Consider the following 23,724-nt stretch of genomic DNA (forward strand, 5'->3'; position numbering starts at 1 on the left):
GTATGAGTAGAGAATATGGTTTATGTTTATGGACTTTTGGTGATATTTCTGTAGAAGAAAAGTGTAAATTAGCTAAGGATATTGGTGTAGATGGAGTAGAAGTTCAAGGAGATCTTACGCAAGATCCAGGGGAACTTGCAAATATCTTGTCTAGATACGGGTTAAAAGTCTTATCTGTTACACCTGATAATGTGGATATTTCCTGTGAAAATGAAGATATAAGACTAGAGGCAGTGGGCTACTTTTTAAATCTATTGGATTGGGCAAGCGATATAGGTGCAAAACGAATTTGTTTACATGGCGATGTGGGAAAAATAACCGGGAGTGGAGATCTCGCGAAGGATTGGGTGCTTCTTGTAGAAAGTTCCAGGGTAGTGATGAAGAAAGCCGAAGCTTTAAATATCGAAGTAGTGTTCGAAGTGTTAAATCGCTATGAGAACCATCAAATTATTACAAATCAAGAGGCCCTGAAACTACTTGATTCTGTCAATAGTCCGAATTTATCTATTCTTTTAGATGCTTATCATATGAATATTGAGGAAGCAGACCCTATTGATGCATTAAGAAAAGCAGGAAGTAAGTTGGGAGTTTATCATGTAGCTGATTCTAATCGTCAAGCTGTTGGAAATGGCCATTCTAATATAAAAGGTCAAGTTGAAGCATTACATGAAATTAATTATACTGGGCCGATCATTATGGAGATGACTGCAGAAGGCCCAAATCCGTTTACAGCAGTTAAAGGACCAGATTATCTTCAGGTTCTAACCGATTATTATAAAACTTCATTAGAAAAACTAAAGGTATGGGATACTTCGAAGGTAGAAATATAATCATTACATCACTATAAGATGACCACTATATCCCAAAATATAATAAGAGTATGTATCAATATTTAAGCAAAATAACACTAACTTTATCACTATATACCAAAAATACAATAAATTTTTTGTTAATTTGGAAAAATAAGAATTGAAATCCCCAATAGGAGTAGGTTACAATATAAGCATAGAGTAAGCGCTTACTCAGATAAAACAAATGGTCTCTTATTTAAAATATAATAATCCCATTCTCTTGTTTGGGTGAGCGCTTTACCACCAATCTATTAAAGCCAAAATGGATAATTGCAGAAAGGAGACAATATATGGTTGTACGTGGAGGGAGCCTTCTCGAAATTAAAGGAATTAAGAAAAGTTTTGCTCAAAACCATGTATTAAAGGGAATCGATCTTGACGTAAGACCGGGTGAAGTACATGTGCTGCTGGGGGAAAACGGTGCAGGTAAATCTACTTTAATCAAGATTTTAACAGGCGTGCATCAAAAGGACGCAGGAGAAATCTATTGGGAAGGGAGCTCGGTAACACTAAATAACCCAGTTGATTCCATGAAACTAGGCATTGCTACCATTTATCAAGAACTAAATGTCATTCCTGAACTGAAGGTCTATGAAAATATCTTTCTTGGAAGAGAATTAAAACACGGCGGAAAAATGTCCTTGCTTAACCATAAAGCAATGCGCAAAGAAGCTGAGCGCTGCTTGGAGATGCTTGGCCAAAGCCCGAAACTTGCAGATAAACAACTGGGAACACTTGGTATTGGACAGCAGCAGTTAGTTGAAATTGCAAAAGCAATCACGTTAGATGCCAAATTAATTATTATGGATGAGCCTACTTCCAGTTTAAGCGCCCAGGAAGTAGAACAGCTCTATAAAGTGGTCGAAGAGCTTAAGAAAAAAGGCATCGCCATTATCTTTATTTCCCATCGCCTTGAGGAAATTAAACACCTTGGCGATCGGATAACCATTCTCCGAGATGGATTTAAAATCGAAACTTTACCAGTTAAAACAACAGAAAGTGATTACTGGATTGAACTGATGGTGGGACGATCATTAGATGAAAAGTTTCCAAAGCAGTCCTTTACCCTTGGAAAAGAGGGCTTTCGTGTTGAAGATTTAATCGTAGCAGGCACGACCCAACCGGTTAATTTTTCAGTCCATTATGGAGAAATTGTTGGAATCTCTGGACTTGTAGGTGCGGGCCGTACAGAATTGGCCAGATCTATTTTCGGTGTTGACCACCATAAAGGCGGTAAAGTCTTTATTGACGGTCAGGAAATAAAGATTAAATCTCCACGCGACGCCATAAACGCAGGGATAGCTTTTATTACAGAGGATCGCAAAAGTGAAGGTCTACTACTCGACATGACACTTGACTTTAATATTGCTATAGCGAATATGGAAAAGTTTAAAGGCAGTACAGGTCTGCTGGATGTAAAAGAAATGCGTAAGGAAGCACAAAAGTATGTAAAAGAGTTAAAAATTCGTCCTGGTAACATTGAACTTCACTCCAGGAACTTGAGTGGCGGAAATCAGCAAAAGGTTGTTATTGCCAAGTGGTTATGCACACATGCGAAGGTATTTATCTTTGATGAACCGACAAGAGGGATAGACGTAGGGGCAAAAGTTGAAGTTTATCGCTTGATGAATCAGTTAGTTGAAAACGGTTCCATGGTATTGATGATTTCTTCGGACCTTCCTGAAATTCTTGGCATGTGTGATCGGGTATTAGTCATGAGTGAAGGGAAATTAACGGCAGATCTGCCGATTGAAGAAGCTTCGCAAGACCGAATAATGAAAGCGGCTACAGGAGGATGAGAAAATGAGTCAAGTTCAATTAGTGACAGAATCAGAAAAGAATCTTTCGGTGAACACAGATCCAAAAGAAAAGATCACTTTAAAGAAAATAATTGGTAAGCTGGGACCTCTATTAGCTCTTGTCATCTTGATTGTCATACTTACCTGCCTATCAGATAAGTTTCTTACCGTAAATAACCTTATGAATATAGCCAGTCAATCGGCCATCAATGCTTTAATGGCGCTTGGAATGCTTTTAGCAATCATAACAGCAGGGATTGACTTGTCAGTTGGTGCTATTCTTGCCGTATCGATCATGTTAATGGGAATCGTTACCGTTAACCTGCATATGAACCCATTTATTGGTGTCATTGTTTGTCTTGGTGTAGGTTCTTTATTTGGCTGGGTAAACGGACTGTTATTAACGAAGCTGCATTTACCGCATCCGTTTATCTCTACACTTGGTACACAATTCATCGGCCGCGGTATTGCTCTAATTGTAACCGCAGCCGCACCGATTGCTGGGTTCCCGGTTGCCATTCAATTTGCCGGAAATCAATTTGTTGGTCCGATTCCAGTCAGCTTTCTTCTTGTCATTGTTGTTTATGTACTGTTTCACATTTTCCTTACCAGGTCAAAGACAGGCCGCTATATCTATGCGATCGGAGGCAATAAGGAGGCTGCACGCTTGTCTGGTATTAATGTGGACCGAGTGCTTCTGATTGTTTATTCACTTAGCGGCTTAATGGCAGGACTTGCCGGATTAGTAATGGTAGGTCAAGTTAACTCCGCATTCCCACTAGCAGGATTAAACTATGAAACAAATGCCATTGCAGCTGTTATTATTGGTGGCGCCAGCTTTTTCGGCGGGGTTGGTACAGTTTCCGGCACATTAATCGGGGCGCTAGTAATTGCTGTCCTTCAAAATGGCCTTAACCTTCTTAACGTTTCCGCAGATGCTCAACTGGCGGTAATCGGATTGGTTATCATTGCGGCAGTGTATGTTGACGTTCTTCGTCAACGCAAAAGTAAGAAAAACTAATTCTGTGTGAAAAAGTTGATTCAAAAAAATATCATCAAAGAATAATGCTCGGGAGAATACGATTTCTTAAACTTAAATTTTAAGGGGGCAGAAATGATGAAAAAACTTAGAGGGATTTTAATGATGAGTGTATTAGGGGCCGGATTAGTAATGGGGGGATGCAGCAATTCGGCTTCTTCAGGGGCAAGCAAGACTGCTTCTGGTTCTAATAAGTCTGCTTCAAATGGAGAAGTAAAGGTCTCTGTTGTTCTTAAAGCTTTAAATAGTGAATATTGGAAGCTGGTTCAGCGTGGTGCAATGGATGCGGGTAAAAAAGATGGAGTTACTGTAGAAGTAATGGGGCCTAGTGCTGAAACGGATGTACAAAAACAAGTTACGCTGATTCAAGATCAAATTACCAATAATGTGAATGCTTTGGTTGTCGCACCTAGCCAACCCGCTACCGTACTTAATGTTCTTCAACAGGCCAATAGAAATAAGATTCCTGTCATTTTGGCAGATACAGATGCAAACTATTCTGAAAAAGTTAGTTTCGTAGGAACAGGAAATTTAGTGGCTGGTCAAGAAGGTGGAAAATACATGGCCAATAAACTTCATAAAGGAGATAAGGTAGCCATCATTCGTGGAGCTTTGGGTGATAAAACCCACGATGACCGGACCAATGGAGCAGAAAAAGCCCTGAAAGCCGCTGGTATTAATGTCGTGACGATTCAACCTGCTGATAGTGACAGAGCGAAAGCGATGAATGTAATGCAAAATATTCTTCAATCAAATCCTAAAATTAAAGCGGTATTCGTAACAAGCGAGGATATGGCATTAGGTGCATTACGTGCTGTTCAATCAAAAAACAGCAAAGTAATGGTTGTTGGGTTCGATGGAACATCAGAGGGACTAAATTCGATCAAAGAAGGCGGGCTGGATGCTGAGGTAGCCCAGGATCCGTATAAGATTGGTTATATGGCGGTAGATGCAGCGGTTAAAGCAATTCATGGACAGTCAGTTGACAAACGAATTGATTCCGGTGCTAATGTGATTACTAAAGAAAATGTGGATGAGTCACTTTCTAAGATTAAACAGTATGTAGGTAATTAATGGATCATACAATTTAAAAATGTTTGTGAAAGTTTTAAAATAAGCGGGAAATTTCGTTTTAAAAAAGAGATTCCAATATAGCATAGCATCACCCGGTAATCCTTTGTGGTAAAATAATACCAGAATAAGGATTATTAAAGGGAGTTTGGAAGAAAATGAAGCCTACGATCTATGATGTAGCTGAAAAGGCAGGGGTCTCGATTGCAACCGTTTCCAAGGTGATTAACGATACAGGCCGTATCAGTGAAGAAACGAGAAATAAAGTTCTGAAAATAATGAGGGAGCTTGAATATCAGCCAAGCAGTGTTGCTACTGCTTTAACAGGTAAGCAAACCTTTACAATCGGTGTTCTTGTTCCTGATATTTCAAATGCCTTTTTTGCTGAAGTTGCCCGTGCGTTGGAAAACAACGCCAGGGAAATGGGCTATTCCATTATTTTATGCAGTACGGATTACCAGATTGAACGCGAACATGATTATTTAGAATTATTACAAAAAAAACAGGTTGACGGGATTATTATTGCGACAGAGCCTGAAGATTGGAAGGCCTATAAAAGTCTTCAAAAAAGGGATATACCGCATTTAATGTTTTCTGTTGACAGCCTCCGTTTTTCATCACATATTGTAACAACAGATGATGTACGAGGGGGATATATGGCAGGAAGGTACCTCCTTGATATGGGGCATACAGAAATTGCTATAATCGCAGAGCAAAACCGGGCCAGCGGCAGAATGCGTCTTGAAGGCTTTAAAAAATCCCTGGCTGATGAAGGGGTTGTCTTAAAGGATGAATGGACTTTAAATGCCATGTCTAAAATAGACGACGCAAAAGCTGCAGCAAGGAAGATATTGCAATTGGAGAATAGGCCGACAGCAGTGTTTGCTTCAACCGATTTAATTGCGGCAATTTTTATCAAGGAAGCACGTAAGGCACGTATCCGCATACCAAATGATCTATCTATAGTTGGCTTTGATAATACGATTTACGCGGAATTAACCGAACCCGGCTTAACGACGATTGCCCAGCCAAAGCAGGAGTTGGCAAAATTTGCGATGGATCAGCTATTAAAGCTAATAAAAGACCCAAGGATCCCGCAGCAGCGAATTATGCTTTCACCTAGGTTGGTTGAACGTAAATCTGTAAGAAACTTAAAAAATCTTTAATGATGCCGATCGACTTTTCGGCGTGGGTATAGAGTAAGCGCTTAACCAAACATTACCTTTAATAAATCGGAGGAATCACAATGACATCATTAACAGTAGGAATAATTGGCGCAGGCCGGATTGGAAAATTGCATGTAGAAAATTTAAGAAAGATACCACAAATTCGCATTAAAAGTGTTTCAGATGTTGTAATTGATCATCTAGAGGCATGGGGGAAGGAAAAACAAATTGAAGTACTGACAAACAATTACCATGAATTGCTCGAAGATCCGGATATCCAAGCAGTTTTCATTTGTTCACCAACCAATACTCACGCAACAATCATTAAAGAAGCAGCACTTGCCGGCAAAGATATCTTCTGTGAAAAACCAGTAAGTTTTTCCGTAGAAGAAACAGAAGCAGCATTAGCTGTTGTTGAAAAAGCGGGAGTAAAGCTGCAAATTGGTTTTAACCGCCGCTATGATCCGAATTTCCGGAGAATTCAAACACTTGTAAAAGATGGTCAAATTGGTCAGCCGCATATTTTACGAATTACTTCCCGTGACCCAGAGCCGCCAGGTGTTGACTATGTGAAAGCTTCCGGCGGATTGTTTATGGATATGATGATCCACGATTTTGATATGGCACGCTATGTAATGGACAGTGAAGTTGTCGAGGTTTCTGCTGCCGGAGCAGTGCTGGTGGATCCGGCAATCGGTGAAGTTGGTGATATTGATACCGCTATCGTTACATTGAAATTTGCCAATGGTGCACTGGGAGTAATTGATAACAGCCGTCAGGCAGTGTACGGATATGATCAGCGCCTTGAAGTTTTCGGTGAAAAAGGGGCAGCACAAGCTGATAACAATCGTCCTACGACTGTTGAAGTATCAACAGTTGAGGCTGTTACGCTAGATAAGCCGCTTTACTTTTTCCTTGAGCGTTACAACCAGGCATATATTGATGAAGTTTTAGAATTTACTTACTCTATTCTTGAAAAGAAAGAAGTTGCCTGCACAGGCTTTGATGGCTTACAAGCGCAAAAAATCGCGAAAGCAGCAAAAGAATCGCTTGAAAAGGGTGCCCCAGTTCAATTAAATCTTGCAGCTCCAGTAATTTAATAGAAATGAAGAAATGATACTACGAACCTCCTAATAGTAGAGAAGCCATCCGTTTGATCTGATGCAGTTAGGAGGTTTTGTATTAACTTACAAGGCAATGAGACGAATAGGCCATTATTACTAAAAAGGCCATTATTGCTAAAACACAGGACAATGAATGATGGAGGATAAGACAATGTTTAACGCAAATCAAGTAAAATTGGCAATTGCCCCAATCGGCTGGACGAACGATGATATGCCTGAACTCGGCAGCGAAGTTACCTTCGAGCAATGCATAAGCGAAATGGCGCTTTCCGGTTTTTCGGGAAGTGAAGTGGGAAACAAGTATCCGCGAGATACAGAGGTTTTAAAAAAGACCCTTTCTTTAAGAGGATTAGAGATTGCAAGTGCTTGGTTTAGTTCCTTTTTAACATCAAAGTCATTTGAAGTAACTGAAAAAACTTTTATAGAACATCGTGATTTTCTTCATGAAATGGGTGCAAAAGTAATTGTTGTCTCAGAACAAGGCAACAGCATCCAGGGCCAAATGGAAACACCGCTATTTGCAAATAAACCTGTAAATACTGAAGAAGAATGGAAGCTCTTATCGGAAGGGCTGACTCGCCTTGGCGACCTGGCGGCTGAAAAAGGAATGAAAATTGTCTACCACCACCACATGGGGACAGGCGTGCAAACCACAACAGAAATCGACCGTTTAATGGAAGGAACCGACCCTGAAAAAGTATCCCTTCTTTACGATACAGGACATCTTGTATTCTCTGGCGAAGATCACCTGTCAGTGTTAAAAAAATACGTTGATCGGATCCATCACGTTCACTTAAAGGATGTCCGTTTGGAAGTCGTGGAAAGAGTACATAGTGAAAAAATGAGCTTTTTGCAGGCTGTTAAATCAGGGGTTTTCACCGTACCAGGAGACGGCGTCATTGATTTCAAACCGGTATTTGAGGTGCTAAGCGAAGCAAACTATAAAGGATGGTTTGTAGTCGAGGCCGAACAGGATCCGGCAATTGCAAATCCATTTGAATATGCAGTGAAAGCAAGGAAGTACATCCGGGAAACAGCCGGGCTGTAAAGGAAAGAAAATACCTCTCTAAGAAATAGTATTCGTGCAATTAGAAGTAAGGGCTGAGGAAGAACTCTTAAAGGGTTCTTCTTTGATGTGCTTGAGCCTTAATCTTCAAGTTAAATGACAATCTGTTGAAAAAAGTAAGGCTGGCATCTAGAATGTATTTGAACCATTAAATAAGTGTACAAGACAAGACGGAATAATGAAGAGTTCACTAGACTAAAAAAATTTAATAACTAAGATAAGTTGGATAGTCCCAAAGGCTATTTAGTTTTAATTAATACCATATAAAGCGTTTACATCACTTTGAATAGGAGTGCTTATATTGGATTTAAATAAATACCTTTCTGGAAAAACTTCTTTGAATGATTATGTTCATCGTTTAAACCAAAATAATGCCTCTTTTCAAGTTCATTATTGGGGAGTCATGCCGAAACATTATGACAATCAATTACATAAACATTCCTTTTTCGAAGTGTGTTATGTAGTCGAAGGGGAAGGAACCTACATAGACGATCAAAGTACCTTTACACTTCAAGAAAATACACTTTTTTTATCGAGACCTGAAATTTTACATCAAATAAAAAGTGAAAAGGGCTTGTCTTTATTATATGTTGCCTTTGAACTAATTGAATCCGAATCGAGTGAAAGCTGGATCAAAATCATGGAGACTGCCAAACTATGCACCGAAGTAATTTTACATGATAAAGATGAAATGGAAACAGCATTATTATGGAAATCACTGCTTATCCAGGCAACAAAGCGGCAAAATGAGTTTTTTGAAGAAATGCTCTCCAATATTGCTTATTCTCTTATTCTCTCCATATTGCAGGATTTTGTTCCTGCTTTGAATAAGAGTAATCATAAACATGATCCCGAACAGCACTCCGTACTCCTTACGCAGGCGCAGTTATATATTCATGACAATTTATCAAATTCCTTGAAGCTTACGGAAGTAGCCAAACATCTACACATATCCGGAAGACATTTGTCTCGTGTTTTTGTATCTGAATTAGGAGTTAGTTTTTCAAAGTATGTTCAAGACGAACGAATAAAAAAAGCCATGATTTTACTCAAAAAATCGAATTTGTCGTTAAAAGAAATTGCTGAGGAAACGGGTTTTATGAATGTTCAATATTTTACCCGTGTTTTTACTTCCATGATGCAAATATCACCAGGAAAGTTTCGCTCTCTGTTTGTAGATCAAAATACAACTACATATTCGCATAGCTGACACCTCTATTATTATATTGGGGGTGTTTTTTTACGATTAAAATTTAATCATTTAAAGAAAGATGTCCTTAAAGTATAAAAACATGTCTCTATAATTTAATTACTATTCTGAATTCTTTTTATATAATTAGCTATGTAAACAAGGTCATGACAAGATCATAGAAGGTGATTCATTGGAAAATACAGACATGGGAAAATGAAAGCGAATTCTCCAAAAACAGGTTAATTTGTAAGATGTCCTTAAATGTAAAAACCAAACACTTTTATGCAATAAAGGATTCAGAAATACACAGCAATCAAAACAAGGAGGAAAATTCTATGAAATTATCATATGTAACAGATAGCTTAGGCCACTTGCCGTTTGAAAAAATGCTGGATACGGTGGCTGAAATGGGGATTGATACGATTGAGATGACAACAGGAGGTTGGTCACCGGCTCCACATTTGCGTTTAAATGAATTGCTGGAAAGTGAAGCAAAAAGAAGTGAATTTCTAGGCGAACTAGAAAAGCGGAATATTAAGCTTTGTGCATTGAATTGTTCTGGAAATCCTTTAGATCCAGGTGAACTTGGAAAAGAGCACAGAGAAGTAACAGAAAAAACAATGGAATTAGCCGGTTTACTTGGTGTTAAGAAGGTCATTATGATGAGTGGTCTGCCGGCAGGAAGCCCGGAAGATAAAATTCCTAACTGGATTACCTATACAGTAAGCTGGCCTCCAGTATTAAAAGATATTTTGGATTATCAATGGAATGAGGTAGCGATCCCCTATTGGAAAGAGTTAGTGAAAAAGGCTGAATCATGTGGTGTCGAAAAAATTGCCCTTGAAAATTTCAGTTCTATGCTAGTGTATAATCCGGAAACATTATTTAGATTACGGAATGCAGTTGGACCGATGGTTGGATTGAATTTAGACCCAAGCCATTTAATCTGGATGGGAGCAGATCCCATTTTGGCAGCCAGAGAACTGGGAGCAGCGATTCACCATGTTCATGGTAAAGATGTAAGAATTGAAAGACATTTATCAGCTGTTAATGGTGTATTGGAAACAAAAGAGGTTACGGATACAGCAAATAGAGCATGGAATTATGTGGCTGTCGGCTGCGGTCAAGATTTGCAATGGTGGAAAGAATTCTTCTCTGTTGTTCGCATGATGGGATATAACGGTGAAGTTTCACTAGAAATGGAAGATCTGACCATGTCCATTGAGGCAGGAATAAGAACATCGATAGATGCTTTAAAACAAACACTTAGCTTTTAATTTTACAGATATTTCTGAAAAATACTAAAAATTATTCAATTGAGAGGAGTTTTTACGATGTTAAATGGAGAGAAAAAGATTGAAAGACCACTACGTTGGGCGATGATTGGAGGCGGGCGAACTGGCCAGGTTGGTTATAAACACCGCATTGGGGCACTAAGAGATAATACAGCTTATCAATTGGTAGCGGGTGCATTTGATATCGATGCAGAAAGAGGAAAAGACTTTGGTGTTAATCTTGGTGTCGATGAGAATCGCTGCTATCCTGATTATAAAACAATGTTTGCAGAAGAAGCGAAACGGGAAGATGGTATCGAGGTTGTATCCATTGCCACTCCTAACGGAACCCATTATGAAATTACGAAAGAAGCATTGGAAGCCGGATTGCATGTTATTTGTGAAAAACCTTTGTTCTTTACTGTGGCAGAGGGTGAGGAGATAAAAGCCCTAGCAGAGAAACTAGGAAAAATTGTGGGAGTTACTTATGGTTTTTCTGGGAATCAGTTGCTGCTTCAAATGCGGGCCATGATTGAACAAGGTAAGATCGGTGATATTCGTGTGGTTGATTTACAGTACACACATGGTTTTAGTGCAACCGAACAAGGTGATAAAACAAATGCTGCCCAAAAATGGCGTGTGGATCCTAAGGTTGCTGGTCCAAGTTTTGTTTTGGGAGATCTTTCAACCCATACTTACTATATGTCCGAGCTGATTATGCCAAACATGAAAATTAAAAAATTATTATGTGACCGACAAAGTTTTGTTGGATCCCGTGCTCCTTTAGAGGATAATGCTTTTGTTTTGATGCAATATGAAAACGGAGCAGTAGGAAGACTATGGACATCTTCTATCAATGCAGGATGTATGGACGGCCACAGAATTCGCATTGTCGGATCTAAAGCAAGCCTAGAATGGTGGGATAGCAAACCAAATGAACTTAAGTTGGAAGTTCAGGGAGAACCTATTCAAACTTTAATACGTGCAATGCCTTACTTGGATGAAACATGTAATGCTGATGAGCGTTTGGGAGCATTGCATCAAGAAGGTTTAACCGAATCTTGGGCAAATATTTATCTGAAATTTGCCATTGCCATTGATGCAAAAAATCGCGGGGATGAGGAAACATTGAAAAATCTGGTATACCCTGATATTAATGCTGGAATTGAAGGTATTCGCTGGATTGAAAACTGTGTTCGTTCTGCAGACAACGGATCCGTTTGGGTAGAATATGAGAATAAAAAACCACAGCTAGTCTAAAAAAAGGTTAAACAGCTTCGTTATATGAAGAGATTCAACTGAATGTATTATAAGGCCGGGGGGCAATTACCATAGATTGTTCCTCGGTCAGATAAAATATATTTTTTTACCTCATATCCTGAGACTTTCCTTATTGAATTGTGCCAATGCAGGAATCTGTCTTTTAGTTAAAAATCTCATGTCATCTACAATAATTAACATTAAAAATTATGAACCCCCGAAAACCACAACATCGCATTTCAAAATTACAGTACCACTTTAGGTTATATTATGAGAAATATAAATAGAATCAGTTTGATTCAAAATTGAGTAAAGTGAAAGCGTTTTAAATGGATCCCGAATGAGCAAGGATCTTTATGGGAGTCTATTATTCCAACCTGACTTAATCAAGGAATCTGGGATAAGAAATTTGTTAAAAACAATTAGACAAAGGGGAAATTTAACATGCAAAATCTCAAAGTTTCTGATATTCCAGTTCAACTGGAACATGAGAAGAAAAAGAACCCAAAAAAGTTCTTGAAATTAATTACTACTGTATCAACATTTGGGGGGCTATTATTTGGATATGATACAGGAGTTATTAATGGAGCACTTCCATTTATGGCTAAACCTGACCAATTAAATCTTAATGCTTTTACAGAAGGGTTAGTAGCGAGTTCATTAATCTTAGGTGCTGCTATGGGGTCATTAGTGGGAGGCCGATTATCAGATAAAAAAGGGCGCAGAAGCCTAATCATGTATCTAGCTATTTTATTTTTATTTTCAACATTAGGCTGCGTTATTTCACCCAATGCATCAATCATGATTATTTTCCGCTTTTTGCTGGGGCTTGCTGTCGGTGGTTCTTCAGTCATAATACCATCCTATCTTGCGGAAATGTCTCCATCGGATCGGCGGGGCATGATGGTTACTCGAAATGAATTGATGATTGTAACTGGGCAGTTTCTAGCTTATATATGTAATGCAGTCATCGGAAATGTCTTTGGTGATACAGGACATGCTTGGCGTTACATGTTAGTAGTTGCAACATTACCAGCTGTGGCTTTATGGATTGGAGTGGTTATTTTACCAGAAAGTCCTCGATGGTTGGCATCAAAAGGAAAAATGGCTGAAGCACTAAAAGTGCTTCAAATGATTCGTAATGAGGGTGTAGCACAACAAGAATTAAATGAAATAAAAGCACATATCCAAGCAGAGCAAAAAATAGAAAAAGTGACGCTAAAGAATTTAAGGGTACCTTGGATCAAACGTATTATCTTCCTAGGGGCTATAATTGGGGGAGTATCCCAGTTAGTTGGTATAAACTCTATTATGTATTATGGAACACAAATTCTAGAAAATGCTGGTTTTGGAACAAAAACAGCTTTGATTGCAAATGTAGCAAATGGATTAATCGCCGTTATTGCTGTTATAGTTGGTATGTCTCTCACGAACAAAGTCAACAGACGGACAATGCTGCTTACAGGGTTAACTGGTGTAACAGTTGTTCTTATTACGATCGGTATTTCTACTTTCGCGCTTGCTGGTTCACCGGCCTTGCCATTGGTAGTTTTATCTCTGACAGTCCTATATTTAGCCTTCTTCCAAGGAGCAATTGGTCCTTTAGGGTGGCTCATTATTGCTGAAATTTTCCCTGTTCGTTTCCGTGGTGCTGGTATGGGAATTGCTACATTGTTTTTATGGCTTTGTAATTTTATAGTAGGTCTATTTTTCCCTACACTTTTAAAGGTTGTCGGACTTTCAGGAACATTTTTCTTATTTGCTGTGTTTGGGTTCATTGGGGTAGTGTTTGTAGCGAAAAACTTGCCAGAGACAAGAGGGCTTTCATTAGAACAAATAGAGGACAACTTTAAAATGAGAGCATAGAAAAAATAAATGAATAACTGAATCGCGGAGATGGTCTAGAGGACTACTCCGCGTTTTTTTATGCTTTTTTTTATGAGATTATTAATAAAATTACCTTACTTTTTTTCGCTTAAAGCACACATACTTTCATAAAAAATGATTCGTGCCTCTCCATATTGATCCATTGACTTTTTAAAAGATGGTATTGTATGTTTAATGAATTTAATTATTCTTTTCATCATGATTTCCCCCTGGGAATTAGTTTAGTTTAATTTAATTTTGTACCTCGTGAGTCCCTTTAGCAATCGTGATGAAAACGAAAACATGTATTAAAAAAACGCTAACATTCATAATGTAAGCGTGTAAAATATGAATTATCTCAATATTTCTCTTTTTTTTCATGTTCAATAAAAAACGCTCGTACATGGTGTTCAGAGAATATTTACCGTGCTATTGTATAAAATGTTCGAATAGTTCCAAAAAAATAGACCATTACATTTGAGTCTGTATGAAATATACTATATTTAATAATGTTAAATTAGTGTTTACAATTGGTGAGAGGTGAAAAAATGAATTTCTATATTCCAAAGGTAGAACCGGGCATCAAGTCAAAAAAGGGATTATATTTCTATGAACCTTCCGCTTTAACGAAAGAATTATATAATTATGTCCTATGGGGCGGTGAATATATAGTAGATGTTCCCTACAGCATTAAGCGTGATTACATGAATTCCTTTATCATTTTTTATATAAAAAAAGGATCGATGCATTTCCACTATCTTGACCAATCATTTGTAGCCTCGAAAGATGATATTGTTCTTCTAGATTGTAAAGAAAATAATAACTACTATGCAGCGGAAGAAACGACCTTCCAATTTTTTCACTTTACAGGTAGTCACACGCAAGTTATGTATAAAGAGTTATACAAAAGAAAGGGGTGTATTTTTAGACTGCCGACTGAACAAAATAATATTCCAAATATTTTATCACTTATAGCGTCGAACCAGGAAATAGACTTTAAAATATCTTTAGAAATTTATAAACTGCTTGGTAATTTAGTAGAAAGTACCCGTAATACGTTTGAAAACAGAGATACAAATGGGACAAAAGCAGTGCCAACCGAAATTCAAGCCGTACTGTCTTATATAAGTGAGAATTACTCATCTAAAATTACCGTCGACCAGCTGAGTGAAATATCCAATATAAGTACCTATCATTTTTGTCGTACGTTTAAAAAGTATATAGGAACCAGCCCTCACCAATATGTACTAAATTACAGATTGATCCAAGCTAAGAATCAATTGGTGGAAACCAATCTTTCAATCGAGCAAATAAGCATGGATTGCGGATTTAATAGTATTGGCCATTTTATTAAAGTGTTCTCCCAATCTACTGGGGGCATAACTCCTGGAAAGTTTAGAAAACTTTGTTTTTAATTACATATTTTTAAAAAATATCCATTTATGTGGGTATTTTTTTGTTAAATCTTGATACACTTCTAAAAGTTTAGCAAGAAATGATAATTAGATAGCAATTTTTTATAATACATCGATTCTTCATAATCTATAAAATAGGAACTAATCAATATCTCTTTGTGAACATATGACTGAACACTCTTGTCTGCAGACGATAATTGGAGTGAAATCCACTAATAAGAGAGGGAGGATATATTATTTCGGGTTTTTACGCTATTCATAAAACAACCGGTTAAACAGTCCTACTTTTATAAGGAAGAAGGTTATACGATGGGAAATAAAAAAATTTCATGGGGGATTGCTCCAATTGGTTGGCGCAATGATGACATTCCTGAAATTGGGGCAGAGAATACATTGTCCCACTTACTAAGTGATATTGTAGTAGCAGGCTTTGAGGGAACAGAAGTTGGTGGCTTTTTTCCAGAACCTAAAGTATTGAACAAAGAGCTTCAACTTCGCAAATTAAAAATTGCAGGACAATGGTTTAGCAGTTTTATTATTCGAGACGGTGTGGAAGAAGCCTCTAAAGCTTTCCATAAACATTGTGAGTATTTGAAAGCGGTTAATGCAGCTGTTGCTGTCGTATCAGAACAAACCTATAGTATTCAAGGTATAGATAAAAATGTTTTCAATGAAAAACCATACTTCACAGATAAAGAATGGGCTCAGTTATGCCAGGGACTAAATGAATTAGGAAAAATTGCTGAAGAATATGATTTGAAGCTAGTTTTTCACCATCATATGGGGACGGGCGTACAAACATTAGCAGAAATTGATCGTCTTATGGAAAACACTAATCCTAATCACGTTCATTTGCTGTATGATACCGGCCATATCTATGTATCCGATGCTGATTATATGACTCTATTAAATAAACATCTCAATCGCATCCATCACGTTCATTTTAAAGATGTGCGTCAAGCGGTAAATGAACAATGTGAAAAAGAAGGAAAGTCCTTCTTACAATCCTTTTTGGCAGGAATGTTTACAGTTCCTGGTGACGGCTGCATTGATTTTACAGAAGTATACAAGAAGCTTCTCGGAACGAATTATTCAGGCTGGATTGTCATTGAAGCAGAACAAGACCCCTCAGTTGCACATCCGTTGGAGTATGCGTTGAAAGCCCGTAATTATATTAATGAAGAATTAATTCCATTAGAAATTGGTTCATTAATAAAAGCTTAAAAAAAAACGAACCCTGGGGAGGGAGAACATGAGTAATCAAGCGATTGAAAAACCACATGATTACGAAAAAGCTTTAAAAAAGATTACGGTTATATCCACATTTGGGGGACTTCTTTTTGGATATGACACCGGTGTTATTAACGGAGCATTACCTTTTATGGCAAAACCTGACCAGCTAAATCTGACACCGGTGACGGAAGGTTTCGTTACAAGTTCATTACTTTTTGGAGCTGCGCTTGGATCCGTATTTGGTGGGCGTTTATCCGACCGTTTTGGCCGCCGCAAAATGATTCTAAATCTCGCTTTACTATTCTTTATTGCAGCCATTGGATGTACGCTTTCACCATCTGCTGGTGTTATGATCGTCTTCCGATTCTTGCTGGGTTTAGCCGTAGGGGCTGCATCCGTTATGGTGCCATCCTTTTTAGCGGAAATGTCTCCGGTTGAGAAGAGGGGAAGGATGGTTACCCAGAACGAATTAATGATTGTTTCCGGTCAATTGTTAGCGTTTGTATTTAATGCCATCCTTGGAAATACGCTTGGCGAAGGAGCTTCACATGTTTGGCGTTACATGTTAGTGATTGCGTCACTTCCGGCTGTGGTCTTATGGTTTGGAATGTTAGCGGTTCCAGAGAGCCCGCGTTGGCTTGCATCAAAAGGAAAACTGGGGGATGCACTAAGAGTCCTTAAAGAAATACGTGAAGCAAACCGTGCCGAATCGGAACTTGATGAGATTAAAAATAATATTTCTCAAGAGTCAGGGGTTCAGCATGCAACATTTGGGGATTTAAATGTGCCGTGGGTCCGCCGGATAATCGGGATTGGAATTGGGATTGCGATTGTGCAACAAATAACGGGTGTTAATTCCATCATGTATTATGGCACTCAAATTCTTCAAAAATCAGGTTTTTCAACCAATGCAGCACTAATCGGAAATATTGCTAATGGTGCCATCTCAGTATTAGCAACTTTTGTCGGTATCTGGCTTTTAGGAAAAGTCGGTCGACGTCCGATGCTTATTGCTGGATTGACGGGAACAACGGCAGCTCTTGCCTTAATTGGGGTATTCTCGTTAGTACTTAAAGGATCACCAGCGCTTCCGTTTGTAGTTCTTAGCTTGACAGTTACCTTCCTAGCATTCCAGCAGGGTGCTATTTCTCCGGTAACCTGGTTAATGTTATCTGAAATCTTCCCGCAAAAATTACGCGGTCTTGGAATGGGTGTTACGGTTTTCTGCTTATGGATCACAAACTTCCTTGTTGGGCTATTTTTCCCAATATTACTAAGTGCAGTGGGCTTATCGATAACCTTCTTCATTTTCGCTGTGTGTGGAATTGCCGCCATTATATTTGTGAATAAAATCTTGCCAGAGACAAGAGGAAAGTCACTTGAGCAGTTAGAAAGTTATTTCCGTAACTATGAACAAGAAAGTCATAAACAAGCTTCCAATCAATAATCTTATAAAACAATGATTGAATTGTGAATTAACTAAAAAATGAAAGCGCCATCTAGATGTATCACATTAAATTCGTAAATATAAAGGAGAGTATCAACATGACTTTAAGATTTGGTGTAGTAGGAACAGGTGCAATTGGCAGAGAGCATATTGATCGAATTACAAATAAATTATCCGGAGGGAAAATTGTAGCAGTAACAGATGTTAATCAAGAATCTGCAAAACAAACGGTTGAAACCTATCGATTAGATGCTGTCGTTTATCCAGACGATCGAGCACTAATTGCCGATGCGAATGTGGATGTCGTCATTGTTACAAGCTGGGGGCCAGCACATGAAGCAACAGTTGTAGCTGCAGTTGAGGCTGGTAAATATGTTTTTTGTGAAAAACCGTTAGCGACTACTGCGGAAGGCTGTATGAGAATCGTGGAAGCAGAAATGAAACAAGGTAAAAAATTAGTTCAAGTAGGCTTCATGCGCCGTTATGATAGTGGATATGTTCAATTAAAACAAGCCATTGATAACAATGAAATTGGTGAGCCATTAATGATTCGTGCGGCACACCGTAATCCAACTGTAGGCGAAAATTATGTGACGGAAATGGCTGTAGTAGATACATTAATCCACGAAATTGATGTACTTCACTGGCTTGTAAATGATGACTATAAATCTGTTCAAGTTGTTTTTCCAAGGAAAACAAAATACTCACATGAAAAGCTGCAAGATCCACAATTATTTACAATCGAAACAGTTGGCGGGATTGTGATGAATGTGGAAGTGTTTGTAAATTGTAAATATGGCTATGATATTCAATGTGAAATCATTGGTGAAGATGGTATTGCAAAATTACCTGAATTCTCCAGTATCGTGATGCGAAAGGATGAAAAACTTAGCACAAGCATCTTAAATGATTGGAAATACCGTTTTATGGATGCTTATAATGTCGAAATCCAGGACTTTATTGATTCCATTAATAAAACTGGCGAGCCTCAAGGACCAACATCATGGGATGGCTATATTGCGCAAGTAACAGCAGATGCATGTGTTCAAGCCCAGCAAACAGGTCAAAAGGAACCGATTATTCTTCGAGAAAAGCCGGCATTTTATAGTGAGAAGCAGCTTCAAGAGGCTTAATTCTTTTAAAACAAATGATAAGTAAATCACCCTTGAGTGTAAAATTAACTATATCCCTATGGAGATGATACCGATGAAATTATGTTTTAACGAAGCTACTACACTGAAAAACTCTAATCTAGCTAAGGATTTGGAATACTGTGAAAAACATGGTTATGATTCTATCGAAATTCGTACCATGGACAAGTTGCCTGAGTATCTAAAAGACCATACAATTGATGAACTCGCAGAATATTTCCAAACCCATCATATTAAGCCGCTTGCATTTAATGCTCTTGTATTTTTCAACAATCGGGATGAAGAGGGCTATCAGGCCATCATTGAAGAATTCAAAGAAATGATGGAATTAGGTAAAAAGATTGGTGTTCAGTATGTGGTAGCAGTGCCATTGGTTACTGAACAAAAGATTCTGAAACAAGATATTAAAAACAGTTGTGTAGAAGTCTTAAAAGAATTATCTGACATTGCTCAAGGCTATGGCATTAAAATCGCCGTTGAATTTGTTGGACATCCGCAATGTACGGTCAATACTTTTGGGCAAGCTTACGATATTGTGGAGACAGTTAATCGTGAGAATGTCGGATTAGTTCTTGATTGTTTCCACTTCCATGCGATGGGATCAAAAATGGAAGACCTGAAGAACGCAGACGGCTCGAAAATCTTTATCTTACACATGGATGATACAGAAGATTTCCCAATTGGATTCTTAACAGATGAGGATCGAGTATGGCCTGGATTAGGTGCAATTGATTTAGATGGCATTTTATCAACATTGAAGGAAATTGGTTTTTCAGATGTTGCGTCTGTAGAATTATTCCGTCCGGAATATTATCAATTAGACGCAGAGGAGGCCATTAAGGTTTCTAAAGAAACAACAGTAAAAGTAGCTTCAAAGTATTTTGAATTTGATACCATTGCAGTTGGATAACTGAACAAGCAAAAGTTTTAAATTGTAGATAGTAGTAACTCGACACGTAAAAGTGTGTACTGCACCCCAAAGTAGGGCAACTTACCTTAATCAAAATACTGCAACATTCATATGTAGCGGCAAAAAATAAACGAGGTCAGTGTTATAGGTATATATTGGTAATGATATAACAAATAGTAATAGTATTTAGTATACATTTTGCTACTTATTTTATATAGTGATGGATTAGAAAACAGCCCTTTTCATTCTGAAAAGGGTTGTATTAGTTAAAAATGTTTAAGTTTTAGTATACTTATCAGCTATATATTTACATTGCACTCCACTTTCCTTCACACTATACCGATTAGTCGGGGTCATTCGGTTTATACCATTCTTCTTAAATTATGAGAATTTTGCAAAAGAACCGTCCCCATGCATCATCCCATGCATCAACCAACATTTTGAATTGGCGTTGCGCCTGATCGGCGGCGTTCAAGTTCTAAGTCCATTTCTGCCCGTTTATCATCGAGTTTGTAGGGAATCAGGGTGATTCCGATCAGTATACAGATGACTAGTGGTATCCAGATAAAGCTTATTTCAATATAATTTAAAGCGGTTGCAGTTTGTTTAGCATTCGGAATATAACCGCCCATTTTCAAAATAACTCCTACAAGTGCACTCCCAAGGCCCAAGCCTAAATGTAGGAGGTTTTTGATTTCAAAAACAAAAAATGAAAAGGTTAGAATGTATTCGAGAAATGATATTTAATTATCATCTACATGAGCTCTAAGGTACCAAAATGTAACGACATGGTTTGCCAATCTTTATAAAAGAATAGTCCGAGGGTACCCAATTTCATTTTCTGTGGTGTAGCGTGCGATGCATGGGTGGCTAACGGATACGTTTAGTTCAACAAGCAGTATAAAGGATCTTCGACTGGAAGAACCTTTATACTATATAAGACCTATTTACATAAAACCATTTTAAGAAACTTTCTTTAATTCCTCTGTTAATCGTATGAATTCTGCTTTATTTTTATCTCTTAAGGACAGGTCGATTTTCTTTTGAATTTTCTCTTTTCGGAAATCACGCAGGGCTTTGTCTAACACCATTTCAGCAAATAGAGAATCCATGACATTAACTTCAGGTTGTGGTGAATTAAGCAAATTCTTTTCCATAAGAAATCAACTCCTTGATCTTTTTTCTATTATACTAATAATTTTCTGACTATTCAAATATTTAAAATTGGTAATTTGAGAGAGAAACAAAATGAATCTACATATTTGGTTACGAATCAATTCATGAGTATGGAGAAACAATGTGTTGGCCGGTCTGTATCCGGAAATTCGTAACAACCCGTTGCTGCTAGTAACCTTGCTGGGAAATGAATTTACAGGTTCCACTAGTGTTCCGGCACAAATGGCCTGGTCGCTTAGTATAGCAGGTATCTCTGCTGCCCAGGCGAGTAAAGCGTTGGGCACATATTACCAAGGGAAAATTAACATGCATGATTTTATGGTTCTAACTTTGGGCGCTTTTCCCGTTTTTAGCGTAGAGCAATCCATCTTCGCTCTGCAGGAGCAAGGAAAAATCGCATCTGAAGCGGACCTGGAAAATTAAGGACGACAATCCGCCGTACGCAGCGTAACCATTGCAGATGGCGATACTTGTGCGGCTGTATTTTAGCGATACCACAGATACTCCTTTGAAGATGGTCCAAACACTGCAAATTGCGGGATATTCGGACAAGGAAGAGGTACTTTCCGCATTAGCAACAGTTTTCCCTGGATCCAGCGCTGACGACCATATGGCAGCCATTCAGGAGACGTACGGAAACTAAAGCAGAAAAGAGAAAAGAGGAGAGCTATGAATCTATCAAGCTATGTAGTGGAGAACGCTGCCTATCAGGCGTGGTTGCTACGCCTTGCGTTTCCACAAGCATTACCCGCTTCCTTGGCGCATGAAATTTTGAGATTTTACTCCGGTTTATCCCCTGAGCAATTGGGGCAAGTCCTAAAACACAGCGATCCGACCCCTGTGTTTACGGAGTTATCCCCTGAGCAATTGGCTGTAACATATTTATCCGCCGACGTGGGATACACGCAGCCAGAGCAAGTAGCCCAGGCACTTTCCGTTTCCGGTGTCTTTCCAAAAATGAGAACAGCTTTGGACGTAGCGGAAGTACTCTATTCCCCTACGGTCTTCCCAACATTGGAAAAAGAGTCCATGCGTCCTGCGTTGAAAGCCGCAAATTTGCCGGAAGACGGTATCAACGAAGCGATCTCCAAGCTGTATTCATCCGTTGAGTTGAATCCGCCGGAAACGTCTCCCGGACTACATCCGCTTAAAAATGAGAGTTTTTTCAGATCTGACCATGTCATCGTGAGCAACGGACGTTCAGTTGCGTTCCGATTTCCTTTGAACGATGACCAGATGAGAAACGGCCATACTATCGCTGCATTCACTGGTCTAGTATCACGAAACGGAAATCAGGAAAGATACCCTCCCATCAGTCTGAGAATAAACAAACAATTGGTGACTATAGCTGGAGCTGGCTTCAACCCCCATCGAGTGGAATTTTTCCTTCCTGCTTCCTGGTTAAACGGTAAAAACGTAATGGAACTACAGGCGGCTCCAGATCTCAGGACGTTGTTCTGGTTATATCGAATGGAAGTTGTTCACTACAAGTATTCTTAGGATACGGCTTTTGTGTACACCTCCGAATTTCTTTTCTCTACCAATATTTTAATAATATTTTCAAAACATATATCAACATATATGTCATTATATATTATATGTTGATATATAAATTATCTTTAACTTTGTTGACTATTCCATCATTATTATTAAAATATACTTTTATAGATATTTACTGTTGGAAAAATTTAACATTATTTTTTCTTAAACATCTTTATCTTTCATATACTGATCAGCTAAAAAGACATATCTTGGGTTTTATTTGGAGGCCAACTCACCAAGTTTTGTTCAAAATTATTAAAAAACCAAAGAAAAAAGCCATTCGTTTCTCTATTAGAGGCGAATGGCTTTAAATAATAATTGTATGTTCTCTGATCATAGAGAGCAGCGACAATCCCGTGTACCGCGACCAGCCAAGCACGGCCTTGATATGAATTTGCTCTGTAAACATCAACAGAACTTTTTGGTACAGTAATATTTATTTCATATTCCTTTAGTATGGTTAAGGGTGAGTCAATAAAAGATAGGTATTGAGAGATTCTATGAACCAAGTAATACTCAAGTTCAACTGACATTATCTTGGGTTGGCAGCGATCCTATTATTTTCCGATATTCTTAATTTCTATAAGTTAGGACAGGAGGATATGGAAATCCTTATTATTCTGCAGCAGTAAAAAGCATGTTGGAGAGCTGGCACAACTTTAGATATGTTAAATAATGAACATGAGTTTTGTATGTCCAATTTCAAAGATATGTTGAATCAAAACAACTAGAATGTCACTAAATGTAAAAAACTGAAGAATTAATAGTTTAACTTTTAAAAGTATAGGACTTTGAAAGGTTTTGGACGTTTTTGAAAGATTTTGAATGAAAGTGATTGATTTTTGTTAATCTCTTAGATAGAATTTAATTATAGAAATTGAAGTGATTTCTCTGGAAGAATAAGTTTAATGGATAGCTTTAAAAGGGAGATGCTGTTTTTAGGATCTAAAAACTGTGCAAACATAGGGAATTTTTAAAAAAACAGATACTTGATGAATCATATTGTTATTGAGATTTAGGAGTTGAAGACATTTGTTTATGAATACATATGTGAAATTAGGATAGTTAATATCTAGAAAAATACTTTAAAAACAATCAAAAACATTCAAAAACATTCAACGAAAAAGGGCAATACCTATATA

At 38.0% G+C, this 23,724-nt stretch carries 21 protein-coding genes; 19 read left to right on the forward strand and 2 right to left on the reverse strand.

Annotation, left to right across the window (positions count from 1 at the left end; translation table 11 throughout):
* Positions 1–2: 2 nt before the first annotated feature.
* The 16 genes from J7E67_RS20430 (at position 3) to iolI (ending at position 19,864) form a co-directional block, all read left to right on the forward strand.
* Entirely contained in the window at positions 3–830 is an 828-nt protein-coding gene (locus J7E67_RS20430; protein ID WP_214714057.1) for a sugar phosphate isomerase/epimerase family protein, read from the forward strand.
* 311 nt (positions 831–1,141) lie between these two features.
* Positions 1,142–2,650, forward strand: a complete 1,509-nt coding sequence (locus J7E67_RS20435) for a sugar ABC transporter ATP-binding protein (RefSeq protein ID WP_214714059.1) — start codon at positions 1,142–1,144, stop codon at positions 2,648–2,650.
* Between the two features lie 4 nt (positions 2,651–2,654).
* Positions 2,655–3,671 (forward strand): ABC transporter permease, encoded by a 1,017-nt coding sequence (locus J7E67_RS20440; protein WP_214714061.1) that lies wholly within the window; start codon positions 2,655–2,657, stop codon positions 3,669–3,671.
* Between the two features lie 93 nt (positions 3,672–3,764).
* The gene (locus J7E67_RS20445) at positions 3,765–4,763 is read left to right on the forward strand and encodes a sugar ABC transporter substrate-binding protein (RefSeq protein ID WP_214732768.1); all 999 of its coding nucleotides are present in this window, start codon (positions 3,765–3,767) and stop codon (positions 4,761–4,763) included.
* Between the two features lie 155 nt (positions 4,764–4,918).
* Positions 4,919–5,926, forward strand: coding sequence for a LacI family DNA-binding transcriptional regulator (locus J7E67_RS20450; protein ID WP_214714065.1), 1,008 nt, complete (start codon positions 4,919–4,921; stop codon positions 5,924–5,926).
* 80 nt (positions 5,927–6,006) lie between these two features.
* The gene (gene iolG, locus J7E67_RS20455) at positions 6,007–7,026 is read left to right on the forward strand and encodes an inositol 2-dehydrogenase (RefSeq protein ID WP_214714068.1); all 1,020 of its coding nucleotides are present in this window, start codon (positions 6,007–6,009) and stop codon (positions 7,024–7,026) included.
* Positions 7,027–7,201: 175 nt separating this feature from the next.
* Complete coding sequence (gene iolE / locus J7E67_RS20460) at positions 7,202–8,098, forward strand: myo-inosose-2 dehydratase (protein WP_214714070.1); 897 nt, start codon at positions 7,202–7,204, stop codon at positions 8,096–8,098.
* Positions 8,099–8,417: 319 nt separating this feature from the next.
* On the forward strand, positions 8,418–9,326 hold the full coding sequence (locus tag J7E67_RS20465) for an AraC family transcriptional regulator (RefSeq protein WP_214714072.1): 909 nt from the start codon (positions 8,418–8,420) through the stop codon (positions 9,324–9,326).
* Between the two features lie 317 nt (positions 9,327–9,643).
* Positions 9,644–10,585, forward strand: a complete 942-nt coding sequence (locus J7E67_RS20470) for a sugar phosphate isomerase/epimerase family protein (RefSeq protein WP_214714074.1) — start codon at positions 9,644–9,646, stop codon at positions 10,583–10,585.
* Positions 10,586–10,642: 57 nt separating this feature from the next.
* A complete protein-coding gene (locus tag J7E67_RS20475) occupies positions 10,643–11,842 on the forward strand; it encodes a Gfo/Idh/MocA family protein (RefSeq protein WP_214714075.1) in 1,200 nt (399 codons plus the stop codon).
* Between the two features lie 444 nt (positions 11,843–12,286).
* The gene (locus J7E67_RS20480; protein ID WP_214714077.1) at positions 12,287–13,708 is read left to right on the forward strand and encodes a sugar porter family MFS transporter; all 1,422 of its coding nucleotides are present in this window, start codon (positions 12,287–12,289) and stop codon (positions 13,706–13,708) included.
* Positions 13,709–14,256: 548 nt separating this feature from the next.
* Positions 14,257–15,123 carry a helix-turn-helix domain-containing protein gene (locus tag J7E67_RS20485; protein ID WP_214714079.1) on the forward strand — a complete coding sequence of 289 codons (867 nt, stop codon included), beginning with the start codon at positions 14,257–14,259 and terminating at the stop codon, positions 15,121–15,123.
* 309 nt (positions 15,124–15,432) lie between these two features.
* Entirely contained in the window at positions 15,433–16,347 is a 915-nt protein-coding gene (gene iolE, locus J7E67_RS20490) for a myo-inosose-2 dehydratase (protein ID WP_214732769.1), read from the forward strand.
* 28 nt (positions 16,348–16,375) lie between these two features.
* Positions 16,376–17,803: a sugar porter family MFS transporter gene (locus J7E67_RS20495; protein ID WP_214714083.1), complete on the forward strand. Its 1,428-nt coding sequence runs from the start codon at positions 16,376–16,378 to the stop codon at positions 17,801–17,803.
* A gap of 98 nt (positions 17,804–17,901) precedes the next feature.
* Entirely contained in the window at positions 17,902–18,936 is a 1,035-nt protein-coding gene (iolG, locus tag J7E67_RS20500) for a bifunctional inositol 2-dehydrogenase/D-chiro-inositol 1-dehydrogenase (RefSeq protein WP_214714084.1), read from the forward strand.
* Positions 18,937–19,009: 73 nt separating this feature from the next.
* Positions 19,010–19,864, forward strand: a complete 855-nt coding sequence (gene iolI, locus J7E67_RS20505) for a sugar phosphate isomerase/epimerase family protein (protein ID WP_214714087.1) — start codon at positions 19,010–19,012, stop codon at positions 19,862–19,864.
* Between the two features lie 428 nt (positions 19,865–20,292).
* Here the strand turns inward: iolI and J7E67_RS20510 are convergent, their stop codons facing one another.
* Positions 20,293–20,535, reverse strand: a complete 243-nt coding sequence (locus J7E67_RS20510) for an MFS transporter (protein WP_251026897.1) — start codon at positions 20,533–20,535, stop codon at positions 20,293–20,295.
* Between the two features lie 291 nt (positions 20,536–20,826).
* On the reverse strand, positions 20,827–21,021 hold the full coding sequence (locus tag J7E67_RS20515) for an IDEAL domain-containing protein (RefSeq protein ID WP_214714089.1): 195 nt from the start codon (positions 21,019–21,021) through the stop codon (positions 20,827–20,829).
* A gap of 142 nt (positions 21,022–21,163) precedes the next feature.
* Here J7E67_RS20515 and J7E67_RS20520 point away from each other — a divergent pair, with 142 nt between their 5' ends.
* From J7E67_RS20520 to J7E67_RS20530, 3 genes are read left to right on the forward strand one after another with little or no spacing between them, the layout of a single operon-like run.
* A complete protein-coding gene (locus J7E67_RS20520) occupies positions 21,164–21,463 on the forward strand; it encodes a hypothetical protein (protein WP_214732770.1) in 300 nt (99 codons plus the stop codon).
* 31 nt (positions 21,464–21,494) lie between these two features.
* Positions 21,495–21,683, forward strand: a complete 189-nt coding sequence (locus J7E67_RS20525) for a hypothetical protein (protein WP_214714093.1) — start codon at positions 21,495–21,497, stop codon at positions 21,681–21,683.
* Between the two features lie 26 nt (positions 21,684–21,709).
* Positions 21,710–22,540, forward strand: a complete 831-nt coding sequence (locus tag J7E67_RS20530; protein ID WP_214714095.1) for a hypothetical protein — start codon at positions 21,710–21,712, stop codon at positions 22,538–22,540.
* The last annotated feature ends 1,184 nt before the right edge of the window (positions 22,541–23,724 follow it).

The sequence above is a fragment of the Bacillus sp. ISL-46 genome (genome assembly GCF_018613205.1).